Annotated in this window: 11 protein-coding genes and 1 tRNA gene; 5 read left to right on the top strand and 7 right to left on the bottom strand. The window is 40.3% G+C overall.

Annotated features, from left to right (window positions below; genetic code table 11):
- Positions 1–686: 686 nt before the first annotated feature.
- From K0T93_RS03755 to K0T93_RS03745, 3 genes are all read left to right on the top strand, one after another.
- Entirely contained in the window at positions 687–1,937 is a 1,251-nt protein-coding gene (locus K0T93_RS03755; protein ID WP_225721343.1) for a multifunctional CCA addition/repair protein, read from the top strand.
- Between the two features lie 2,293 nt (positions 1,938–4,230).
- A complete protein-coding gene (locus K0T93_RS03750; protein ID WP_225721342.1) occupies positions 4,231–4,530 on the top strand; it encodes an H-NS histone family protein in 300 nt (99 codons plus the stop codon).
- A 311-nt stretch (positions 4,531–4,841) separates the two neighbouring features.
- On the top strand, positions 4,842–6,008 hold the full coding sequence (locus tag K0T93_RS03745) for a cation diffusion facilitator family transporter (RefSeq protein ID WP_225721341.1): 1,167 nt from the start codon (positions 4,842–4,844) through the stop codon (positions 6,006–6,008).
- A 1,215-nt stretch (positions 6,009–7,223) separates the two neighbouring features.
- On the opposite strand, the gene K0T93_RS03740 is transcribed toward K0T93_RS03745, so the two are convergent.
- From K0T93_RS03740 to rsmI, 3 genes are all read right to left on the bottom strand, one after another.
- Entirely contained in the window at positions 7,224–7,898 is a 675-nt protein-coding gene (locus K0T93_RS03740) for an exonuclease (protein WP_225721340.1), read from the bottom strand.
- Positions 7,899–7,909: 11 nt separating this feature from the next.
- Entirely contained in the window at positions 7,910–8,557 is a 648-nt protein-coding gene (locus tag K0T93_RS03735; RefSeq protein WP_225721339.1) for an MBL fold metallo-hydrolase, read from the bottom strand.
- 513 nt (positions 8,558–9,070) lie between these two features.
- Positions 9,071–9,973, bottom strand: coding sequence for a 16S rRNA (cytidine(1402)-2'-O)-methyltransferase (gene rsmI, locus K0T93_RS03730; RefSeq protein WP_225721338.1), 903 nt, complete (start codon positions 9,971–9,973; stop codon positions 9,071–9,073).
- Positions 9,974–10,512: 539 nt separating this feature from the next.
- Between rsmI and K0T93_RS03725 the strand changes: the two genes are divergently transcribed.
- Both K0T93_RS03725 and K0T93_RS03720 read left to right on the top strand, forming a co-directional pair.
- Positions 10,513–11,175: a BON domain-containing protein gene (locus K0T93_RS03725; protein WP_225721337.1), complete on the top strand. Its 663-nt coding sequence runs from the start codon at positions 10,513–10,515 to the stop codon at positions 11,173–11,175.
- Between the two features lie 556 nt (positions 11,176–11,731).
- Positions 11,732–11,807, top strand: a tRNA-Ala gene (locus K0T93_RS03720).
- Between the two features lie 935 nt (positions 11,808–12,742).
- Here the strand turns inward: K0T93_RS03720 and bioD are convergent.
- From bioD to K0T93_RS03700, 4 genes are all read right to left on the bottom strand, one after another.
- Positions 12,743–13,468, bottom strand: a complete 726-nt coding sequence (bioD, locus tag K0T93_RS03715; protein WP_225721336.1) for a dethiobiotin synthase — start codon at positions 13,466–13,468, stop codon at positions 12,743–12,745.
- A 79-nt stretch (positions 13,469–13,547) separates the two neighbouring features.
- Positions 13,548–14,945 (bottom strand): adenosylmethionine--8-amino-7-oxononanoate transaminase, encoded by a 1,398-nt coding sequence (bioA, locus tag K0T93_RS03710; RefSeq protein ID WP_225721335.1) that lies wholly within the window; start codon positions 14,943–14,945, stop codon positions 13,548–13,550.
- Between the two features lie 2,142 nt (positions 14,946–17,087).
- Entirely contained in the window at positions 17,088–17,735 is a 648-nt protein-coding gene (locus K0T93_RS03705) for a thiol:disulfide interchange protein DsbA/DsbL (protein WP_225721334.1), read from the bottom strand.
- A 98-nt stretch (positions 17,736–17,833) separates the two neighbouring features.
- A complete protein-coding gene (locus tag K0T93_RS03700) occupies positions 17,834–18,529 on the bottom strand; it encodes an SPOR domain-containing protein (protein WP_225721333.1) in 696 nt (231 codons plus the stop codon).
- Positions 18,530–18,532: the final 3 nt, after the last annotated feature.

Here is an 18,532-nt window from a genome sequence, read left to right as displayed (position 1 = left end):
AGTATGGCACTAAACAACGTGTGCAGGTTTTTTGAAGCAGCTTATATTCTGTCACAGAACGACAAATTAAAAGTTTTTTGCTTATAACATAGATTCCCAGTTTGATATGACGAGAAGAGTATTAACCGCATACTCTCATCGCTAGCTGGTATCGATCATTAACATGCGCCGCTTTGTCAGTGTGAATGTATTAACGTAGTTAAGTACTATCTACTATGTAAATCATATATAAGAAAACCAATTTAAGTGTGTTGTGATGTATGAGATGCATAAAATGCATACAAATATTTTACTCGGTACGAATTATTTCATTTCTGATTTATAGTGTTTTTTATACTTTGATAGTGCTTAAAATAATTAACTTAAATTTTAATCGAGGATACTTGGAAAACACTTTATTACATTGACTAATTAGAAAGAACGATCTTTTCAGTAACCATCTTTTCTACAGAGACAAAAAACAGATGAGAATGTTTTTTGGGTATACCCTATAATAATTACTCTGTTCAACGCAATAAAGGTACATGAGTCTGCGCATTACTCATCATAGTTTATGAGTTATATCTTGGGAATGCATAGTTTATGCGATATTTTGTAACACGAACGTACTAGAATCTATGAGTAGGCAGGGCGGCTCGTTGCCGCATCAGACTAGTGCAGTATAACCGAGAGACGCTGAATAGCTAATGAATGTATATGTAGTAGGTGGCGCTATTCGTGATGAATTACTAGGTACGCCACCTCAAGATCGTGATTATGTAGTAGTTGGGGCGACGCCTGGACAAATGATAGCACAAGGCTTTCGGCCTGTCGGTAAGAGTTTTCCGGTATTTCTTCACCCTCGTTCACAAGAGGAATATGCTTTAGCACGCACAGAGCATAAGACAGCGGCCGGCTATCATGGTTTCCATTTTTCCTATTCGCCGGATGTGACGCTTGAAGAGGATTTAGCCAGGCGTGATCTGACGATTAATGCTATGGCACGAGCAGTATCATGCAATGGGGCGATGCATGGACCCGTAATCGATCCGTTTAACGGCCAAATGGATCTTCAATCTCATATTTTTCGTCATGTTAGTGACGCGTTTGCCGAGGACCCGGTACGTATTCTGCGCGTGGCGCGCTTTGCCACGCGATTCACTAATTTTAGTGTTGCACCGCAGACACTGTTGTTGATGAGGAAAATGGTAGCAGAGAAAGAGGTTGAGGCACTAGCGCCTGAACGCATATGGCAAGAGTTCGCGCGTGGCTTAATGGAATGCAAACCCTCACGGATGTTTGATATATTGCGCCAATGCGGTGCTTTAGAGGGTATGTTCCCTGAAATAGAAAGATTATTTAGTGTTTCTCAGAGAGTCAACTCTCAACCAGAGTCTGATATCGACGCGCATGTGATGATGGTAATCGACTATGCGGCGGCGCGGCATTATGCGCTGCCAGTGCGCTTTGCTATACTTGCACATAACCTAGGTGAACCTGATATTCTGCCTCCTGTACTTTTACCCCCTATTAGATATAGATATAAAACACGTAACGCCGAAAACATTCTCCGGCTATGTAAACGTCTGAGAGTGCCCAGCGATTGCCGGGACCTAGCAGTATTGGTGGCACATGAATATAGCAACGTCCAGCGCGCGATGGAGATGGAGGCTACTGCGCTTTTACATGTGCTTGAGCGCAGCGACGCTCTGCGTAAGCCCAATCGGTTTATACAAGCACTTCAAGCCTGCGAGGCGGATTTTAGCGGGCGACTGAACTCTATATATCATCCCTATCCTCAGGCTCAACGTTTGCTCGTCGCACTGACGGCCGTTAGAAGTGTTGATGCTGGTGCTGTTGCCTACCGTGCGGCTGACAAACCGGCTCGTATTAAGGAGGCCGTGCATGCAGCACGTGTGCAGGCTATCGAGTGCGCGATACGGGAAGTCTCACTGTAGAGTGTTTGCATTTACATCTAATATTTCACTAGCAGAAGTGATGCATAGACTTATAATATACTATGCCTTCCATGCAATAGAAAGGTATTCATAAAACTAGTGTTTAGTGCGGGCCTGCTAGTACGATTAGTGAGAGATATCGTGCCGACATTGATTTGGTAAGCGTGATTGTGTTGTTAGTAGAGTAAAGCGTGGAGTGCTTCTTGAGCTGACACTGTTGAGTAGTATTGTTACATGCATCTATGCTATGGACCTTAACTACCTCTGAGTTTTTCCAAAAAACAGGTGTGTGTGTCTATCGCGTAATGCATTTGCAGCTATATTTTAAACGCCGAACTAAGTTTAACTTGAAGACGGCCATGCTAATTTACATCAATTCTACCCGACTTTTTTCTTTCTTCTGGAGATAGGAGACATAGTCAGAGCATTCTACCGTTAATACGAAATGTCATTGCTTATTAAATAAGCAAACAAGTTTTTAAGGAAAAATAAAGTAATTTGCTATGACGATACTTCAATTTCTGTGCACGATTGCCGACCTGCTATAGTAGTCACGAAAATTAATACGCAGTTAACAGGCTAGCTGTAAAAAAATAGATAGCTCTTTCTTAAAGAAAGACACATTTTATATTTCTGTTTAGAGAAAAATCTATTTTACGATTTATCTTTATTTATTCAAAATATTGTCTCTATTGCATTTAATAATTTATGCCTATATTGAACTTATAGCGTTGATTATCAGAAATACTATTCCCCTGTTTATTCCATCATCAAAATACCTTATATGACTGCTTGCCTTGTGTTTTAATCTAGTATATACAGCACGAAATAGATGTGATTACATGGGAATGCTGCAATAGAAACAGTATGTCTATATTAGGTTAGTTCTTCAATATGCCATGGATTACTTTTAGTAATTTGTACATCAGTGGATGCAATTATTAAAAATAATTAATAATAAGTAATGCCCTTAAAGAATAGATTCACCTCCAGATGAGATATAACTTGCTGAAGATAACCCCCGCACCATCGCATATGGATCACGCAAAAGTAGGCCAAAGATAGGGTTATAAATGCGCTTTACATATAGGTAGAGCTGAGAACTATGACAATCATAAAGCGCTAACCGATAGCTTAGGTAGCATTTTGTTTAATTCACACTACCAGTTTAGTAAATAGGCCGGACATATTCGATGGGTATTAATTAAGCTTTTAGAGAATTAAAGAATACTACGTCGTGCTCTCTGATAACCCAAGGGGTTTCATCTCGGTAAGAATGCCTAGCGCAGTGATTCAGTTTTAAAAAAGAGGGAGGCTGGTCGCTAGTAATCGAAAATAGTGTAATTTATTAAAATGTATATGCTATATACTTAACAGGCAAGAATTTGCCCTAACAAAAAATTCTGGTTTTAACCTTCCGCCCTAAGTATATTGCATCTAACTACTTATCTAGTTATATACACGCAATTCTCTATCTAGCCTTCTGAAGCTATTGAACACCTAACCAGTTAGATTGTTAGGTAGCTCGAATTGGCTACTCAGGGAATATAGTATCAGTACAGTATATTTGCGTTAACACGCTAAGACCGCATAACATCCGTTGCTTGGTGACCACATATTTTATATAATCAGGCGCGTAGTTGCATTTACCAGATCGTCAATTTTCTATACACATAGAATAATCAGAGGTCGAGTATCAGGACTTTTTACTTACTCTTTTTTAGAAAAGATTATGTGCAGAAAGACCGTGAATTAATATATGTCTGTTTACCTATTTTGTAAACGACCCAGAGGTATTGAAAATAGATTTTTATACGAATTATATTAAATAAGTAGCTACATAAGGGAGCAATTTTATACCAAGAAAAATTATTGCCTTCTCGAAGAGAAGAATACACTTTTCTATGCATAGAATTAAAACTCTATATACTCATTAATCTTTTCCTCTTGATTAGCTATGCATGATACTTCATAACTAGTTTTCTAGAAAAGTTTGAGCCACTCAATATAAAAAAGCATGTACCCTTATTAGGGTATCTTAAATAGAATTTAGGCATCAATACTTGAATCTTTAATAGTTTCAAACTAGTAGCTTTTAACTGTCTTATTTACTGTAATAGATGGTTGTTCGAGATCACGTTTTAACGTATCGTCAATCTAATAAAAATATAAATATTTTTATTTGTATTAGTCAAATTATGTGTTAAATTTAACAGAATTTCATTCTCATATAATTTTATTGTATTAATTTAACACATACAAAATTAAGTCGTCTTTACTATCTAAAACCACTATGTCATCGTACCAAGATCTTCTTGTGCAGCGTGAAAAGCTCGAAAAACAAATTGAAGAGGCAAAAGCTAAAGAACTTGTTAGAATTATAGAAGACATCAAGCAAAAAATGGCTGATTATGGGCTTACCTTAACTGATCTCGGTTTTGGACGGGGTAAGCCAGCAAAAACGAATCGCCCTCGTTTAGGTGTGGCGCCAAAATATCGTGATCCCGCTAGCGGCAGTACATGGTCGGGTCGAGGCAAACCGCCGAAGTGGATTGCTGAAAAAGATCGGAATCAATATTTAATTCAACAATAATTAGAAAAGATGTCGGCTATAGTAGTGGAAGCATAGTAAGCGACGGGTTGTAATAAAGAAAAAGCCACGCTCTTGATAAGAGCTACCACATTTTTTATTGTTGCGCCTCAAACTAACACCATTAAAAATGAACTGTGTTTTAAACTATTTTTCACTTATATCAATAATATACTATAAAATTTGATAGTCATTTGACATTTGTTGGGGGTAAAACAAGAATATATTACCTTATCACGAAAGCGGTAATTTTATTCTGAAAAAGCTTGTAAGAATGGCGCGAAATAAGTTAGCCATACATCCGATCTATTTTTATGACTGCCCCGTTTCCTAAGCGCCAAATTGCTGCTCAGAAATATGCATTTCTGAGCATGCTGCTTGATACGGTTCTAATGCTGCTACAGATCACTGTTGGCACGCTAGCTCACTCGCAAGCGTTAATTGCTGATGGGACACATTCATTTGCTGATCTGGTATCTGACTTTGTCATACTAATTGTTCATCGGCATAGCGGGGCTCACCCAGACTCAAATCATAACTATGGACATAGCCGATATGAGACAGTTGCCTCGCTCTTTCTAGGTAGCCTGCTGATTATTCTTGGAATAAGTATGATCTGGCGCTGCATTACGCATAGTACAGCTCCTGATAAGCATCCACCTGTGCATGTATCCGCGCTTTTTATTACAATAGTCGCCCTTTTTTCAAAAGAGTTGCTATCCCGCTTCATGTTGCGCGAAGCGCAACGAGTGCGTTCAGTAATGCTTATGGCTAATGCATGGCATGCTCGGTCTGATGCTGCGTCTTCACTAGTGGTCACAGTCGGTATCATTGGTAGTTTGTTAGGCTGTCGGTGGCTAGATCCGATTGCAGTAGCTGTTGTCGGTTTTATAATTGTTAAGATGGGCTGGATTTTTAGCTGGGATGCAATCCAGGACCTATCAGATCGAGCTGTGGATAATCAGACGACATATCAAATCCGAAAAGTTCTGTTATCAACACCTGGCGTACAAGGGGTGCATCAGTTAAGAACACGCAAGATGGGCGATGCGGCATTAGTTGATGCACACATCCTTGTAGAACCTCGAATCAGCGTTTCTGAGGGACACTATATTGCTGAAACAGCCCGTCTACGTGTATTACAAGAGATGTATGTGCGTGATGCATTAATCCACGTTGATCCAGAAAACAATGAAAACAGCTTGGCATGGGAATTATTGCCACCTCGAGATTTTTTGCGCAAGAATCTAGAGCGAGAGTTTTCCGCTTTCGATATACAGTTTATATCGTTTGATATCCATTATCTACAGCACGGTATTGAGCTTAATTTGTTTCTAAAAGCTAGCAGCAGCATACAAGCTAACAGTAATTACAACTTAACTCAGACACTCGATCTCGATGATGTTGCCCAGCGTCTCGGTGTATACCGGATCCGGCTTCAACAGGGGGTTGATTCAGCACTATGTAACACCACTAGATAATGTAAGCATAGTTTTCTTAAGGACGATGCTATCACTCAAATCAGTAATTTTATATCGAATTTAATTACTTATCTGGCACGTGAATACCTATACGCAATTGTGCGAGCGAAGTTTTCTTCATTATATTCAGTCATCAATAAAAACTCTCCCATTATGTGCGTAGTTCTAATAGCCAGTACTATGCAGTATAGAACTGCAGAGTATGTTTGTCTGGATAAGGGTTAACGTAGTTATGTTGGCGCTCATTAATAATATATATACATATCTATAAACTGAATGTATAAATTCTTCTACTGAAGCTATAGGATGAGAAATCTATGTATGATTCTAATTTAATATGCACTCCCGTAACACGTGACCTCATACTGATGCTAAATGTAGATTTCACTATGCTATCAATCCAAATGTCTGTGGTGTAATTACGACTAAATAATATGCTATGTATTACTATTGCCCTTGGATTTGACTATAGGTTTATAAAACTAATCTTAAACGTGGGCTAAGACATTATACAGCTTTGCTTTTCCGTATTGAGATATGATTGATTAACAGTAATAACTAGCAGAACTTTATTACAGAGCGACTACTTTAATCTAATCAAGATATAAAGATCCACCTAGTGAGGGAATTAGCTTTACCTATTAGTGGATATATGTAGTAGCAAGCTTGCTGATTACTTATATGCTATAGGATAAAAGGAAGGAGAAAATACGTTAAAGCGTCCCAGTTTTGCACAGGCCGTGATTCCTAAAAAGAATGTCATTGCTTAGAAAGATTAATATTAACAATCTAAGGGTGATCAGAGCAGATCAGTGTAAAAATAGGTCACTACAAAAGTAGTATATAATTTAGTATGTTACAAGACGTATGCAATATTATTTGCTGACTGTTCATATTACCCGCCTATCTTTAGGGGTTTATCTCATCCTCTTCTGGGGATGACTCTGTCGATAGTCAAACGGTTAGTAGTAGCACAGGTATAGAGTATCAAAAGGTCGTAATCGACGGAGAGACTAAGCTGCTATATTTATCTAGGAATACTAACAACTTCTAGAGCGTAAACTTTAGCATATACTGATGTAGTAGGGCGGTGCTTTGACCAACAGATTATCATAATACTCTATTTAGCAGTGATGCGTTATATTGGGCTGGGATTATCTACACACTAGAAACGTAGCGGTTAACTAATTTAGTGAGCTTATACCTATTTTCTGACTATTTTAATTTTGTCTCGGGTTCTATAAGGCTTTCCGTTAGGTTTACTGTTGAAGAAAAAGGCGTTTTTTTCTCAGGTTCTCTATTTGTTATCTCCGCCTGCCATTTGGAAAATATTGTCTGGCGGATACGTAACTCTGAAAGCATGTTGCAAAATAACGCTCCTTGTTCAATAGCATCATCAAGCGCAATGTGCGTATGCAGATCTGTATCAAACCAGGTTTTTGGCAAACGTGGCTTAATTGCTTTTCGATAAGGTAACCCGGTCATTGAAAATGCTAGCGTCTTAATATCCAATGCTGACCAAGAAAATGGGCAGCGGCCAGCAAAACGCATCATATACCAGAACATGAACGTAAAGTCAAATCCGGCCGGATAGGCTACAAAAACAGGCTTTCCAGGTAAAGCTTCAACCCAATCAACATAAGCGGGTAGTGCTTCTTCAGGCGAACGTATATCTTTATGGCATGCCACCCAAGCATCGGGCTGTGTCTTCCACCACGCATCCTGAAATGGGTGTGGGAACGCACCAGGCAATGTTTTTAAGTTAGCAGAGAACGTAGCAGTTAATTGTTTACTTTCCGTATAAGCCGCAGATGCGAAGCTTAGCATCGAATGTGGACCCGGAATTGGGCCGTCAGCTTCGATATCAGTGCTGATATAGATTTCATCCATTAAATATTTAGTTAACTAGCAGTGACGTAGTTTTTAACATATGGGTTCGTGTGTCGCTCTTCTCCAAAGGAGGACATTGGACCATGTCCAGGGATGAAGCGTACGTCGTCCCCGAGTGGCCATAGCTTATTTCGAATCGACAAGATAAGGTCTATATGATTACTGCGCGGGAAATCTGTTCTTCCAATCGATCCCGAGAACAATACATCACCGACTAGCGCAAGTCGACTTTTTCGACTAAAAAAAACAATGTGCCCGGGCGTATGTCCTGGACAGTGAATAACCTCTAGTACCTCATGACCAAACTGTACAGTATCGCCATCGTATAGCCAGCGGTCTGGCGCACATGTTTGTACTTGAGGAAGGCCAAAAACTGTGCTCTGTTGTGGCAATAATGATAACCAAAATTTCTCGTCTGGATGCGGTCCCTCAATAGGCACACCGTAGTGAGCTGCTAATGCACTCGCACCCGCGCAATGGTCAACATGTCCGTGTGTCAATAACACTTTTTCTACACTTGCATCACTCTTTTGTACTTGCGTCTGGATTAAATCCAGATCCCCCCCTGGATCGACAATAGCAGCATGCATTGTCTTTTCACATACGAGCAGTGAACAGTTTTGCATAAAAGCGGTAACGGGAATCAGCTTAACTTGCATCGGGTTTGAAGGCGTATTGCAGCAGTTAAGTGAGTGAAGCACACATTATGGTCAGTATATTTTGGTCTGTGCATTTGTATAACTTTCAGTGATTTTCCACAGAAAGAATAATCGCGTCAAATGGGTTTAATAATAAATTTTTATTAGCTGGTATAGTCGAACATAATACTCTTTTATTAAGCTTCGAATTACTAGTCGAAAGTGCACGTAACGTAGCGGACTGCTATATAATCGAGATATTTTCCTTAAAAAACTGTAATTAAATTACCGTCATTTTCAACGCTAGTTTATCATACAAACAGTAAGCATTTAGATAAGAATACGTTGACTATTGTAGTCTGTGTACTTGCTTAAGAATAAGTACTGATACTGAACAATTTTAAGCTACTATACTTAAGTAACAAAATTTTAGACTCGGTAAAGTTTCGCCCAAAAGTCTTTCTGAGCAAAGAAGATGTCGTAACAATACCTAATATTGGCTAGATTAGTTTAACTTCGGGTGCTGTTAGAGGGTTATATCTCAGCACATATCTTGCTTGATCTATACTTTTTTAGTTCTAGTGCGCGCGTATAGATCACATTATGTGATGCACCTGTTAATGCAACTGTTAGTTTAACTGCAGCGCTAAGTGGCATCTCACTTAGGCACATTGTAAGTATCGCATCACGCTGATGTACAATATACTGTACTGGTGCAATAGCACCTTCAACCACAAGAATCAGCTCCCCCCGCAGTCGATTTGGATCTAAAGTGAGCCATTCCTGTCCTTCGGAAAGCATGCACTGGTGTAGACTCTCGTGTAGCTTAGTCATTTCTCGCGCGATTAGCATTCGGCGTGATGGACCAAGTGTTTCGGCTAGCGCGCGAGCGGTCTCAAGAGCACGGTGCGGCGCCTCATAAAAAACAAGTGCTTCTTTGCGTGACGCTAGTACTCGAAGCCGAGCGGTCCGATGCCTGGGTTTAGTTGGTAAAAAGCCGACGAAGGTAAACGTACTAGCCCAATCACCAGTTACACTTAGCGCGGCAGTTACTGCGCTAGCGCCTGGTATTGGCATCAAGCGTAGTCCCGCCTTGCGTACTGTATCAACTAGCCGCGCCCCTGGATCTGAGATACCAGGCGTTCCTGCGTCAGATACGTATGCTATACGCTCTCCCATGTGTAAAAAATTAACGATACGCTGTGCAGTTTCGCGTTCATTGTATTTATGAAGCGATATCAATGGGCGTGTGATGTTGTAACGCGCAAGAAGTTGCGCTGTGTGGCGAGTATCTTCTGCTGCAATGCGGTCTACTAGCGCGAGAACATGTAACGCGCGCAGTGTAATATCAGAGCAATTTCCAATTGGCGTTGCCGTTACATAAAGCGTTGAGGTCGGATAGCTCTGGTTCTTAGTGGACGCAAAGTGATTGATCAAGGAATACCTTAGAAAGATGATAAGTAACAGAAGGCTTGTTATTTTCACGATCCGGTGTAGAGACCGCCACCTTCACCTTACGTGAGGGTAGCGGAAATGGTAAATTTTGTACCGGGGGTCTTCAAGAAGGCTGTCAGTCTTATTTTAAGATGCATGTGCTATCTTGCTCTATTTTGGTTTTAGCTACTACGGGTTGATACTAGTAGCGTGTAATATGTGTCGCCGGTGCACTAGGGTACATTGTCGCAGAATCCCGACATCAATCTCGCGAGATTGATGTCGGGATTCTGAGGATATGTTGAAGTATCTATCGGTGTTGAGATACACAAGTATATGACCTGATATTCACGCCTATGCTCAGCTGCGTGGCGGATAGCGGGCTGTTTTTCTACTGATTAATATTAACATCTATATTTATATATTTCAGCGGTGTCAAGATCAGATTCATAAGTTACAGTTGATAATAATCTATCGCTATTAGACTGAGATTAATATTATGTCTTTCAAAAAAGACTACTCAAACCAAGGAAGGTTTATCGATGATTAATAATCACGTCTATAAAACGCTTATGTTATCAGGGCTAGCTGCAACTCTTGCATTATCACTCCATGGCTGTGGCTTCTTATTATTAGGAGCTGCTGCTAGTGGTACGCTAATGGCTGTTGATCGGCGTACATTTGGGGCTCAGACAGAGGACCGCGAAATACAAATTAAGACATTGAATCAGATGAGAAATTCACTACCGGAAACTGCTCACGTCAATGTGACAGTTTATAATCGTCGCCTGCTCTTAACTGGAGAAGTGCCGGATGAAGCTGTAAAGCAAAAAGTCGAGTCGATCGGGCGTAGTATAAGTAACGTGAGTAGCATTGCTAATGAACTCGTAGTAGAGCCGGTGAGCTCGTTTTCTTCACGTATTAGAGATATATATATTAGCAGCAAGGTGCAAGCTGCGTTGCTTGGAAGCAAAGATATTTCATCTAATTATTATAAATGGACTACGGAGCATGGCACTGTCTATCTAATGGGCTTGGTAACCGTTCGTGAAGGCAATTTAGGATCAGAGATCGTCAGTCAGGTAGCTGGTGTGAAGCGAGTCGTTCAACTTTTTCAATATGTAAGGTTTGAAGATACAAAGATACCTACATCAACTGCAGTATACCGCATCACACTGATGTCTAAGCGCACACCAAAAAATTAACAGGGTCAACAGTAGGCACAGCGCTACTAGCAAGGATAACCATAATCGCTTAATCAAAATCTAGCCCGTGTGTTTAAAGCTTATAAATCAAGTTGCATACAGGAGAAATCAAATTGATGAGTGAGATGAGTCGTATAGGTTGGTATAGAATTTAACTATAAGGGTAATTCCACTAACTTAGTAGAGGCCTATATTCTAAGCGTAGGTATCACCCTTACTTACAGTAACTAATTCTAATAAGAATTGAGTAAACAAATAAAAAATTTTCGAAGCAGAGTACGTGTTTTTATTGTATGGTCAGTCAAGGCTGAACTTGTTAGTTCAAGCTTGCTATCATCAATTAATAGTAGAGAGTAAATGTAGCAGCGTTTAAGGAGAGAGTTATTAAGAAGATCGTTCTGGATAAAACAAAAAGTATCGGTAGTATTTACAATACTAGCGTACTTTGAATTGAGTAAGACTAATAAATATAGTTAAAATGCTAGTGAAGCTTATAAAAGCGGGAGTAATATCTTGCTTTCTTAATCCATACTACTGCATAATCGGAGTATTGCTTGGGGCGGTAGCTCAGCCGGGAGAGCGTCGCGTTCGCAATGCGAAGGTCGAGAGTTCGATCCTCTTCCGCTCCACCAAATAGCTATACAAAAAGTTATTTATCAATATGCGCTCAAGAGCGAATCTATGCATATCATTTCAGGGCATTAAGATTAGTCCCTTATCTTTCTCAGATAAGCGTTCGGTTGGGAGACTTTCAACAAAATTCGAAGACAGTGTGTGAAGGCGTATCCGAACATAATAAGCCAACTTTTGTCAGTTATATTAGATGTGCGTTAGTTCAAATTGAATTGAGTCTCAATATAAGACTTCTACAATAAACTAACTTTAGTTTTTCTCCAGGTTTCATAGGAGAGTATTAAATGATATAAGGCCCCTGCATGTAAGTGCATCGATTTCCTTGCTCAAGCTTATTATGCTCGCAGTTATAGGCGTAAACTTAGACAACATTAATATAGTTTATTATTTATAATAAGTAAGTAAACTACTGATGAGCTAGGTTAGGGTTCAAAAATAATTTGATCGTACTCATATAGCTCTTATACTATGTTGTGTTTTCGATCTGAAGATAGAGTTAATCTTTGTTATAGCGTATAGTTTTGACCAGCTATAGGTAGTTCACTTCTAGCAAAAATTTAGGTAAAGCGCGGTATATAAAGTGATTGCGCCAAAATAATGGCTTTTGTAACGTAGTATTTATTTTCTGGTTTATGACCAACACAACTCTGTTTTCATAGAATGAGATCTCAAGATTATAGGGGTAGTTAATCTGGTAGTGCAGAAATTAGAGCCCAGTGCGCTCTCTAAACAGGCCTATCACATAGTATAGCTCTATAGCCTAATGACTTTAACCTAAGATTATATCCAGGACTTGATATTTGTTTAAATATCATGTTTTAGTTGCATGATCTGTAGTACTGAGTGTTTCATGCAACGATTCGAATATTACTATTATTTATATGGATTAGCTTTATTACGGGGAATATTCTAAGCTAGAATTTGTCGAAAAGTATCAAGTTGACGTGTATGTAAGTACACGAAGCCGCTCAAGCAATGTATCAATATCAAGGTATGATGTTGTTTCAAAGGCGCGCTTTCCCTCGAGTCGAGGAATAATACCAAGCAGTGGCGCGTTGTACTGTCGATCCAGGCGCTGTTGGACCGTCTCGACATTCTCAAGAGCGTACGGCATGTCCGGTTCTACCGCATTGGCGATCCATCCGGCTAGCATCAAGCCGCGTGTAGAAATTACCTCAGCACTAATCAGTGCGTGGTTGATACAACCTAGTCGTAACCCAACAACTAATAAAATTGGCAATTTGAGCATAATTGCGAGGTCCGACGTATCTCGCGTCTCATCTAGTGGCACACAAACACCTCCTACGCCCTCGACAACTATCACATCGGCAAACTGTGCGGCGTCATAATAACATGTTTGAATATGAGCAATATCTAGTCGCATACCTTGACGCGCAGCCCCGATATGCGGAGCAACTGATTCATGTAGTAGATAAGGCGTAGACAGGCGCGGCTGCAGCGTGATGTTAGAGGCATCGAGCAGTAGATCCATATCTTCGTTGTGCCAAATTCCATTACGTAGTTTCGCGCCAGCGGCAATTGGTTTGAGAGCCGCAGCACGATAGTTGCGTGCGCAGAAGCCGCGTAATAGTGCACATGACACGAATGTTTTACCGATTCCCGTATCAGTTCCGGTGACGAATAGCGAAAGTGCTTTCATCGTAGTAGCTCCTAAAATTTCTACCGTATTACGTGTTTGTATTAACTTTAGACTGGCTGTACGTTTAGATTATCCTAATCTACAGAATTACACCGCCGGTTTTAGCGGTTTTAGCAGCCCGCTTGTTCCCGTCTAACTCGGCAAGAACTGTCGACAATGTTTTATATAATCGTGTGGTAAGTAGTACTTGCTCGTCTTCTTTCAGAATATAGGGCGGAACCAGGTAAACGGTAGTACCGATTGGGCGCAGAAGCAGCTCATTCGAGAGTGCGCATTCGAAGAAGCGCTGCGAGAAGTAACATGTTAGTTCAGTAGGCAACGATACATCGAACGCAAATAACGTGCCGCACCGTCGCAGATGTTGTACACGTGGATGTCTACGCAACGGCTCGAGCAACGCGCTTAGCACGTCTGACATTACGCGGTTATGTGCGAGTATGTCGTATATGTCGAATAATTCAAGCGTAGCTAGGCCCGCCCGACAGGCAAGTGGGTTTCCAGTATACGAGTGCGAGTGTAAGAAGCTGTGCGTGATTCTATCGTCGTAGAATGCTGTGTATATCACATCACGCGTGAGTACAACAGATAATGGCAAGTAGCCACCGCTAATGCCTTTGGAGAGGCATAAAAAATCCGGCCATACGCACGCTTGCTCGCAGGCAAAAAACGTTCCAGTACGCCCGCAACCCACTGCAATCTCATCAGCAATCCAGTGTATATGGTATTCATCGCACAGCGCACGCAGTCCTCTGAGATACGACGGATCATGCATTGCGAAGCCGGTAGCGCACTGCACTAGTGGCTCAACGATAAACGCTGCAATTTTTTCGGCGCGCTCAACAAAAAGACGCTTTATATCAGCTAATGCTCGCGCTACTACATCCGATGTCTGTTCTCCGGTACGTACTTGGCGCGTGTCTGGTGAGGCAACTACGTGTGCGGTGCGAATTATTGGATCGTATGCGTCTTTGAATAGCGCAATGTCGGTAACGCCCAAGGCCCCAATCGTTTCTCCATGATAGCCGTTAGCAACACAGACAAACTCGATTTTTTGACTGAAGCCGCTGTTACGCCAGAAGTGAAAGCTCATTTTCAATGCAATCTCCACAGCTGATGCCCCATCAGATGCGAAGAATGCATGACCGAGCACCTGTTCAGTCAGGTCTGATAAACGTTCGGCTAACTTAACCGCCGGCTCATGCGTACATCCGACAAGCATTGCATGCTCAAGCGTGTCTAGTTGAGATTTTAATGCATCGTTTATATGTGTATTAGCGTGCCCGAAGAGATTAACCCACCACGAACTAATTGCATCAAGGTAACGTTTTCCATCGTGATCGTAGAGCCATGCTCCAGCACCCCGTGCAATAGCGATTAATGGAAATTGTTCATGGTGCTTCATTTGCGTGCAAGGATGCCACACCGCCCGCAAACTTCTTGAAATTAGTTCAGATGAATTATTATTTAAAGAATACATTTATATATTACCCTATGTAAATAAACAGCCCGGAGAGACGGCGATACTATCTGTGGCATATATAGATTTGGCCGTGTTTCTAGGAATTATTGAGCGTAACTGACATGCAATCGTCAGATTTCTCAACTTATAACTACATTATTCATCCGATACATTAAAAATGTGATGTCCCGATATTGTTTAGGAAAATCGTACCCGCCTTTTCAGCTGCCTCTCTTTACATAGGGAGCTGCACTAATCGTTTTTATAAGTTCATATCTGATCGACTGAAAAACGGTCGAATCCCTAATGCGATAGCGCCGGTAGTGCATTGTTTTTATATAACCCAAATCCCCAAGATTTGTATGTACTTAACTAACGATGTAAACAATGTATATCTGCGCTGTTAATTATGTAATAAATAAGGAATTTTATTACGGAACCATGGATATGTCGGACTCACTTTATTGCTGTATATCGTGAACGCATGCATAAGATATAGTTATCCGGCTAATCCTAGGGCGTCGTAATGCGCTGTTCCGAATGCCAAACCGAACTTTGATTGTGGTGTGCTTACTCAGTTTCGAGTAAATTATTTATAAGTCAAATTACCGAGAATCGGCTTAAATCTGATTATGCTAATATTTAGCTATCCAGAATAGTATCTATGGCACTACCGTACACAAATATTTTACTGGGTTATTCATGATATGTATGAAACATACTGGACTTAGATATTTAATCTACAGGTATTTAAGTCTAGGTATTTTCTTAACTAGTACTTTGTGAAGTACTGACCAATGCTGTATAGAGATTAGTCAAACTATAGTCAGTTATTTTTACATATCTGTTAAACTCCTAAGAAAGTAGATGCATGTTCTTAATCTAAATTCATCGTTTTTATTTATTAGCTACGCTGCGTATATTACTAGTCACTATGTAACAAGATAAAGAAATAAATTAAAATAACAGTCAGTAACTTTTTAGAAACAAAAATAGTGTTCTAGTTAAATTAAGACAATACGCAGTCTATATACTTCTCATTGAGAAATAAATATATCGAATAGCTCTCTTCGTAAAGAGTTCTTTTAAAATTTAATAATTAATCGGCTCATTTACACTATTTATAGGTGCAAATTTATCGGGAACATTACTGATCACTATACAGATAGCAGAGCTCTATATTTTTACTGTAGTATTTAACTAATTAAGTGTATACGCCTATAATTCCTTAGCTAGTACATTCTCTAATATGATAACGTAAACGTTACTTTTAAACGCTCGAGTTCTATAGGTTATACGGCTGATGATGTCCTATAAGCTCGTATTAATCTTAGATTAAGCATGTCTAGATTAGCTAATAACGTCTTGATGATTAGCTTATTGCTGAAGTAAGAGCTGAAGTAATGTAAGTGGGTACATCATTATGATGTATATAATCAGTGTCTTTTTGATAGCCTTTAGGGTAGCAGTGACAGTGAGTAGATAAAGTTTATAGATAAGGAGTACTATTCGAATTTATTATGCATACGCAGGTTATGCGATTCGGCGTTATTTGAGAAAATCTTCAGAGAGAAGTCGTAGTAACGCGAGCCGCGTGCTAAGTGAAATCTACTAACTAATACCTGTATAGTGTAAGTAGACCGTGGCTGGATAAATAACAAGCTTCCTAACTACAACAAAGACAGCTTAGGATACTATAGCTGATTAATCTATCCAGCTGTTTCATGTTTTTGAAGTTGTTAGCAACTCATCTCTTGTGAGCTTGCTGTGCAGGCCGCCGAAAAGCTAGGCAAGTGCTTTATCGCACGCACATTCGAGATAAATGTTGAATAGCGGGATTTACTAAGAAATTAAGGTTTCTAGCATATCATATTTCTATGGATAAAATTGTAAGGCAGAGCTTAATGGGTAATAAAAGCACGGTACACAACAAAGCACTATCAAGTCTATCCGTAAACCGCTGTGTCGCACTACGTTTGGGAGGGGAATTTTTGGTTTAATAGGGCCTTATGCATTTCCCTGCCTTATAGGATGGCCTTACTTAGATTGTCAAGTTAAGAGAGCTTAAAGGCTCTTGCATGGCGGCACCCACCTTCATGCGCGGGCTTATTAGTAAAGCGCTTACTACATAAGATCAACTTTTTCAGTTTCAAGCTACAATTAGTAATTCTTGACTACTTGTTCGACTAGATATTCAAGTACCTGAACGGTATGTTCTAGGCTATTTGTTACTGCTGGACCAGTTTTATATTTGCCCTGAACAACTATTGTGGGCACGTTATCTATTTTATAGTCTTGCGCTAGCTGCAAGACACGCTGCAGTTCTGTTTTGACAAAGGATGAATGGTATGCATCCAGATACTTCTTTTCATTTACGCTTTTCTTGATTAGGAAATTTACTTGCTCATCCAGATTTAGAAGTCTATTTTTATTAATGTGAATCTCTCTAAAAATCGCTGGTGCAAGTTCATCACTTAGGCCAAGTACGTCAAGCGCGAGCAGCATTTTTGAATGTGGAATGAATCGCTTATTAAGCGCAACTGGTACACGCCGGAACACGATATTTGTACATTTCTGAGTTTTCCACTTCTCAAGATATAAGTCAAACTCCCTGCAATGCGGGCAGCTATACGACATGAATTCTATCACCTCTACTTTGCCTACCGGAACTTTGGCTGGCCGGGCTTGCGAAAGCATTATATAGTCTTTCTTACTAACTAGCGCTGAGGGTGATGCTTGAACAAGCGAGACTGTATTAGAGGCAGCAGCAGCAATCACAAGCAAAGCGACGCTAAAGATTTTTTTCATAGTGAATAGAAAAACAGAAATTAAATGTCTTTAAGCTGATACAAATACCGTTATTTAAGAGAGTGCGATACACCCGTATAACACAGGAGATAAGTCTATTATTTTGCAATGCGGATTATAATGCTATTAATATCAGCATCAGATAGTCGACGCTGGGCGTTATTCATATCTTCAAAAACTAAAAACGGGCCAATACGCACGCGGTAGTATACGACGTCTCCGGAAGTGCGCCGAGTGACCTTAGGCTCAAATCCCCTTAGCACTAGCTCTGCACGCTGTTTCTCGGCAGCCTGTTCCGTATGAAATGCGCCAACCTGCAGAAAATAGATAGTGTTAGATTTACTTGCATCATCTATATTTTGTGAGGTAACTGGGGGTTTAGCCAATGCAGAAAAGGCATGTGGTTTACTAATGCTACAAGACGCCGTCGGTTCGTCTGGACCCAAAAGTTCTTGGGATTTCGGCTGTGCTACAGTAACACTAGCTATAGATGGAATTTCAATAATCTGTGGTTCTGCTAGCAGCGCATTTGTAAGCTGTGATTGCAACTCTGTCTTACCTCGCGCCGTATTCGGCGGTACTGGTATAGCTGATAGAGTAGACAGCTGGCTAGGCCATTTACTAGCTAATGCCAGGTTCGGATCAAAAGACTCATTATTATTCACTATGCCGAACGTTGTTTCGGGTGCTTTGACTGTGGACATGAAGGGCGTTGGCGCTTCTCTAAAAAATATCTCTACGATAATTGCAATCGCTAGTCCGATGATCAATCCAAACACGATTCCAAGGAGCATACT

It is taken from the genome of Candidatus Vallotiella sp. (ex Adelges kitamiensis) (genome assembly GCF_020342435.1).
GTDB lineage: Bacteria > Pseudomonadota > Gammaproteobacteria > Burkholderiales > Burkholderiaceae > Mycetohabitans.
This window is presented reverse-complemented; position numbering and strand designations above follow the sequence as displayed.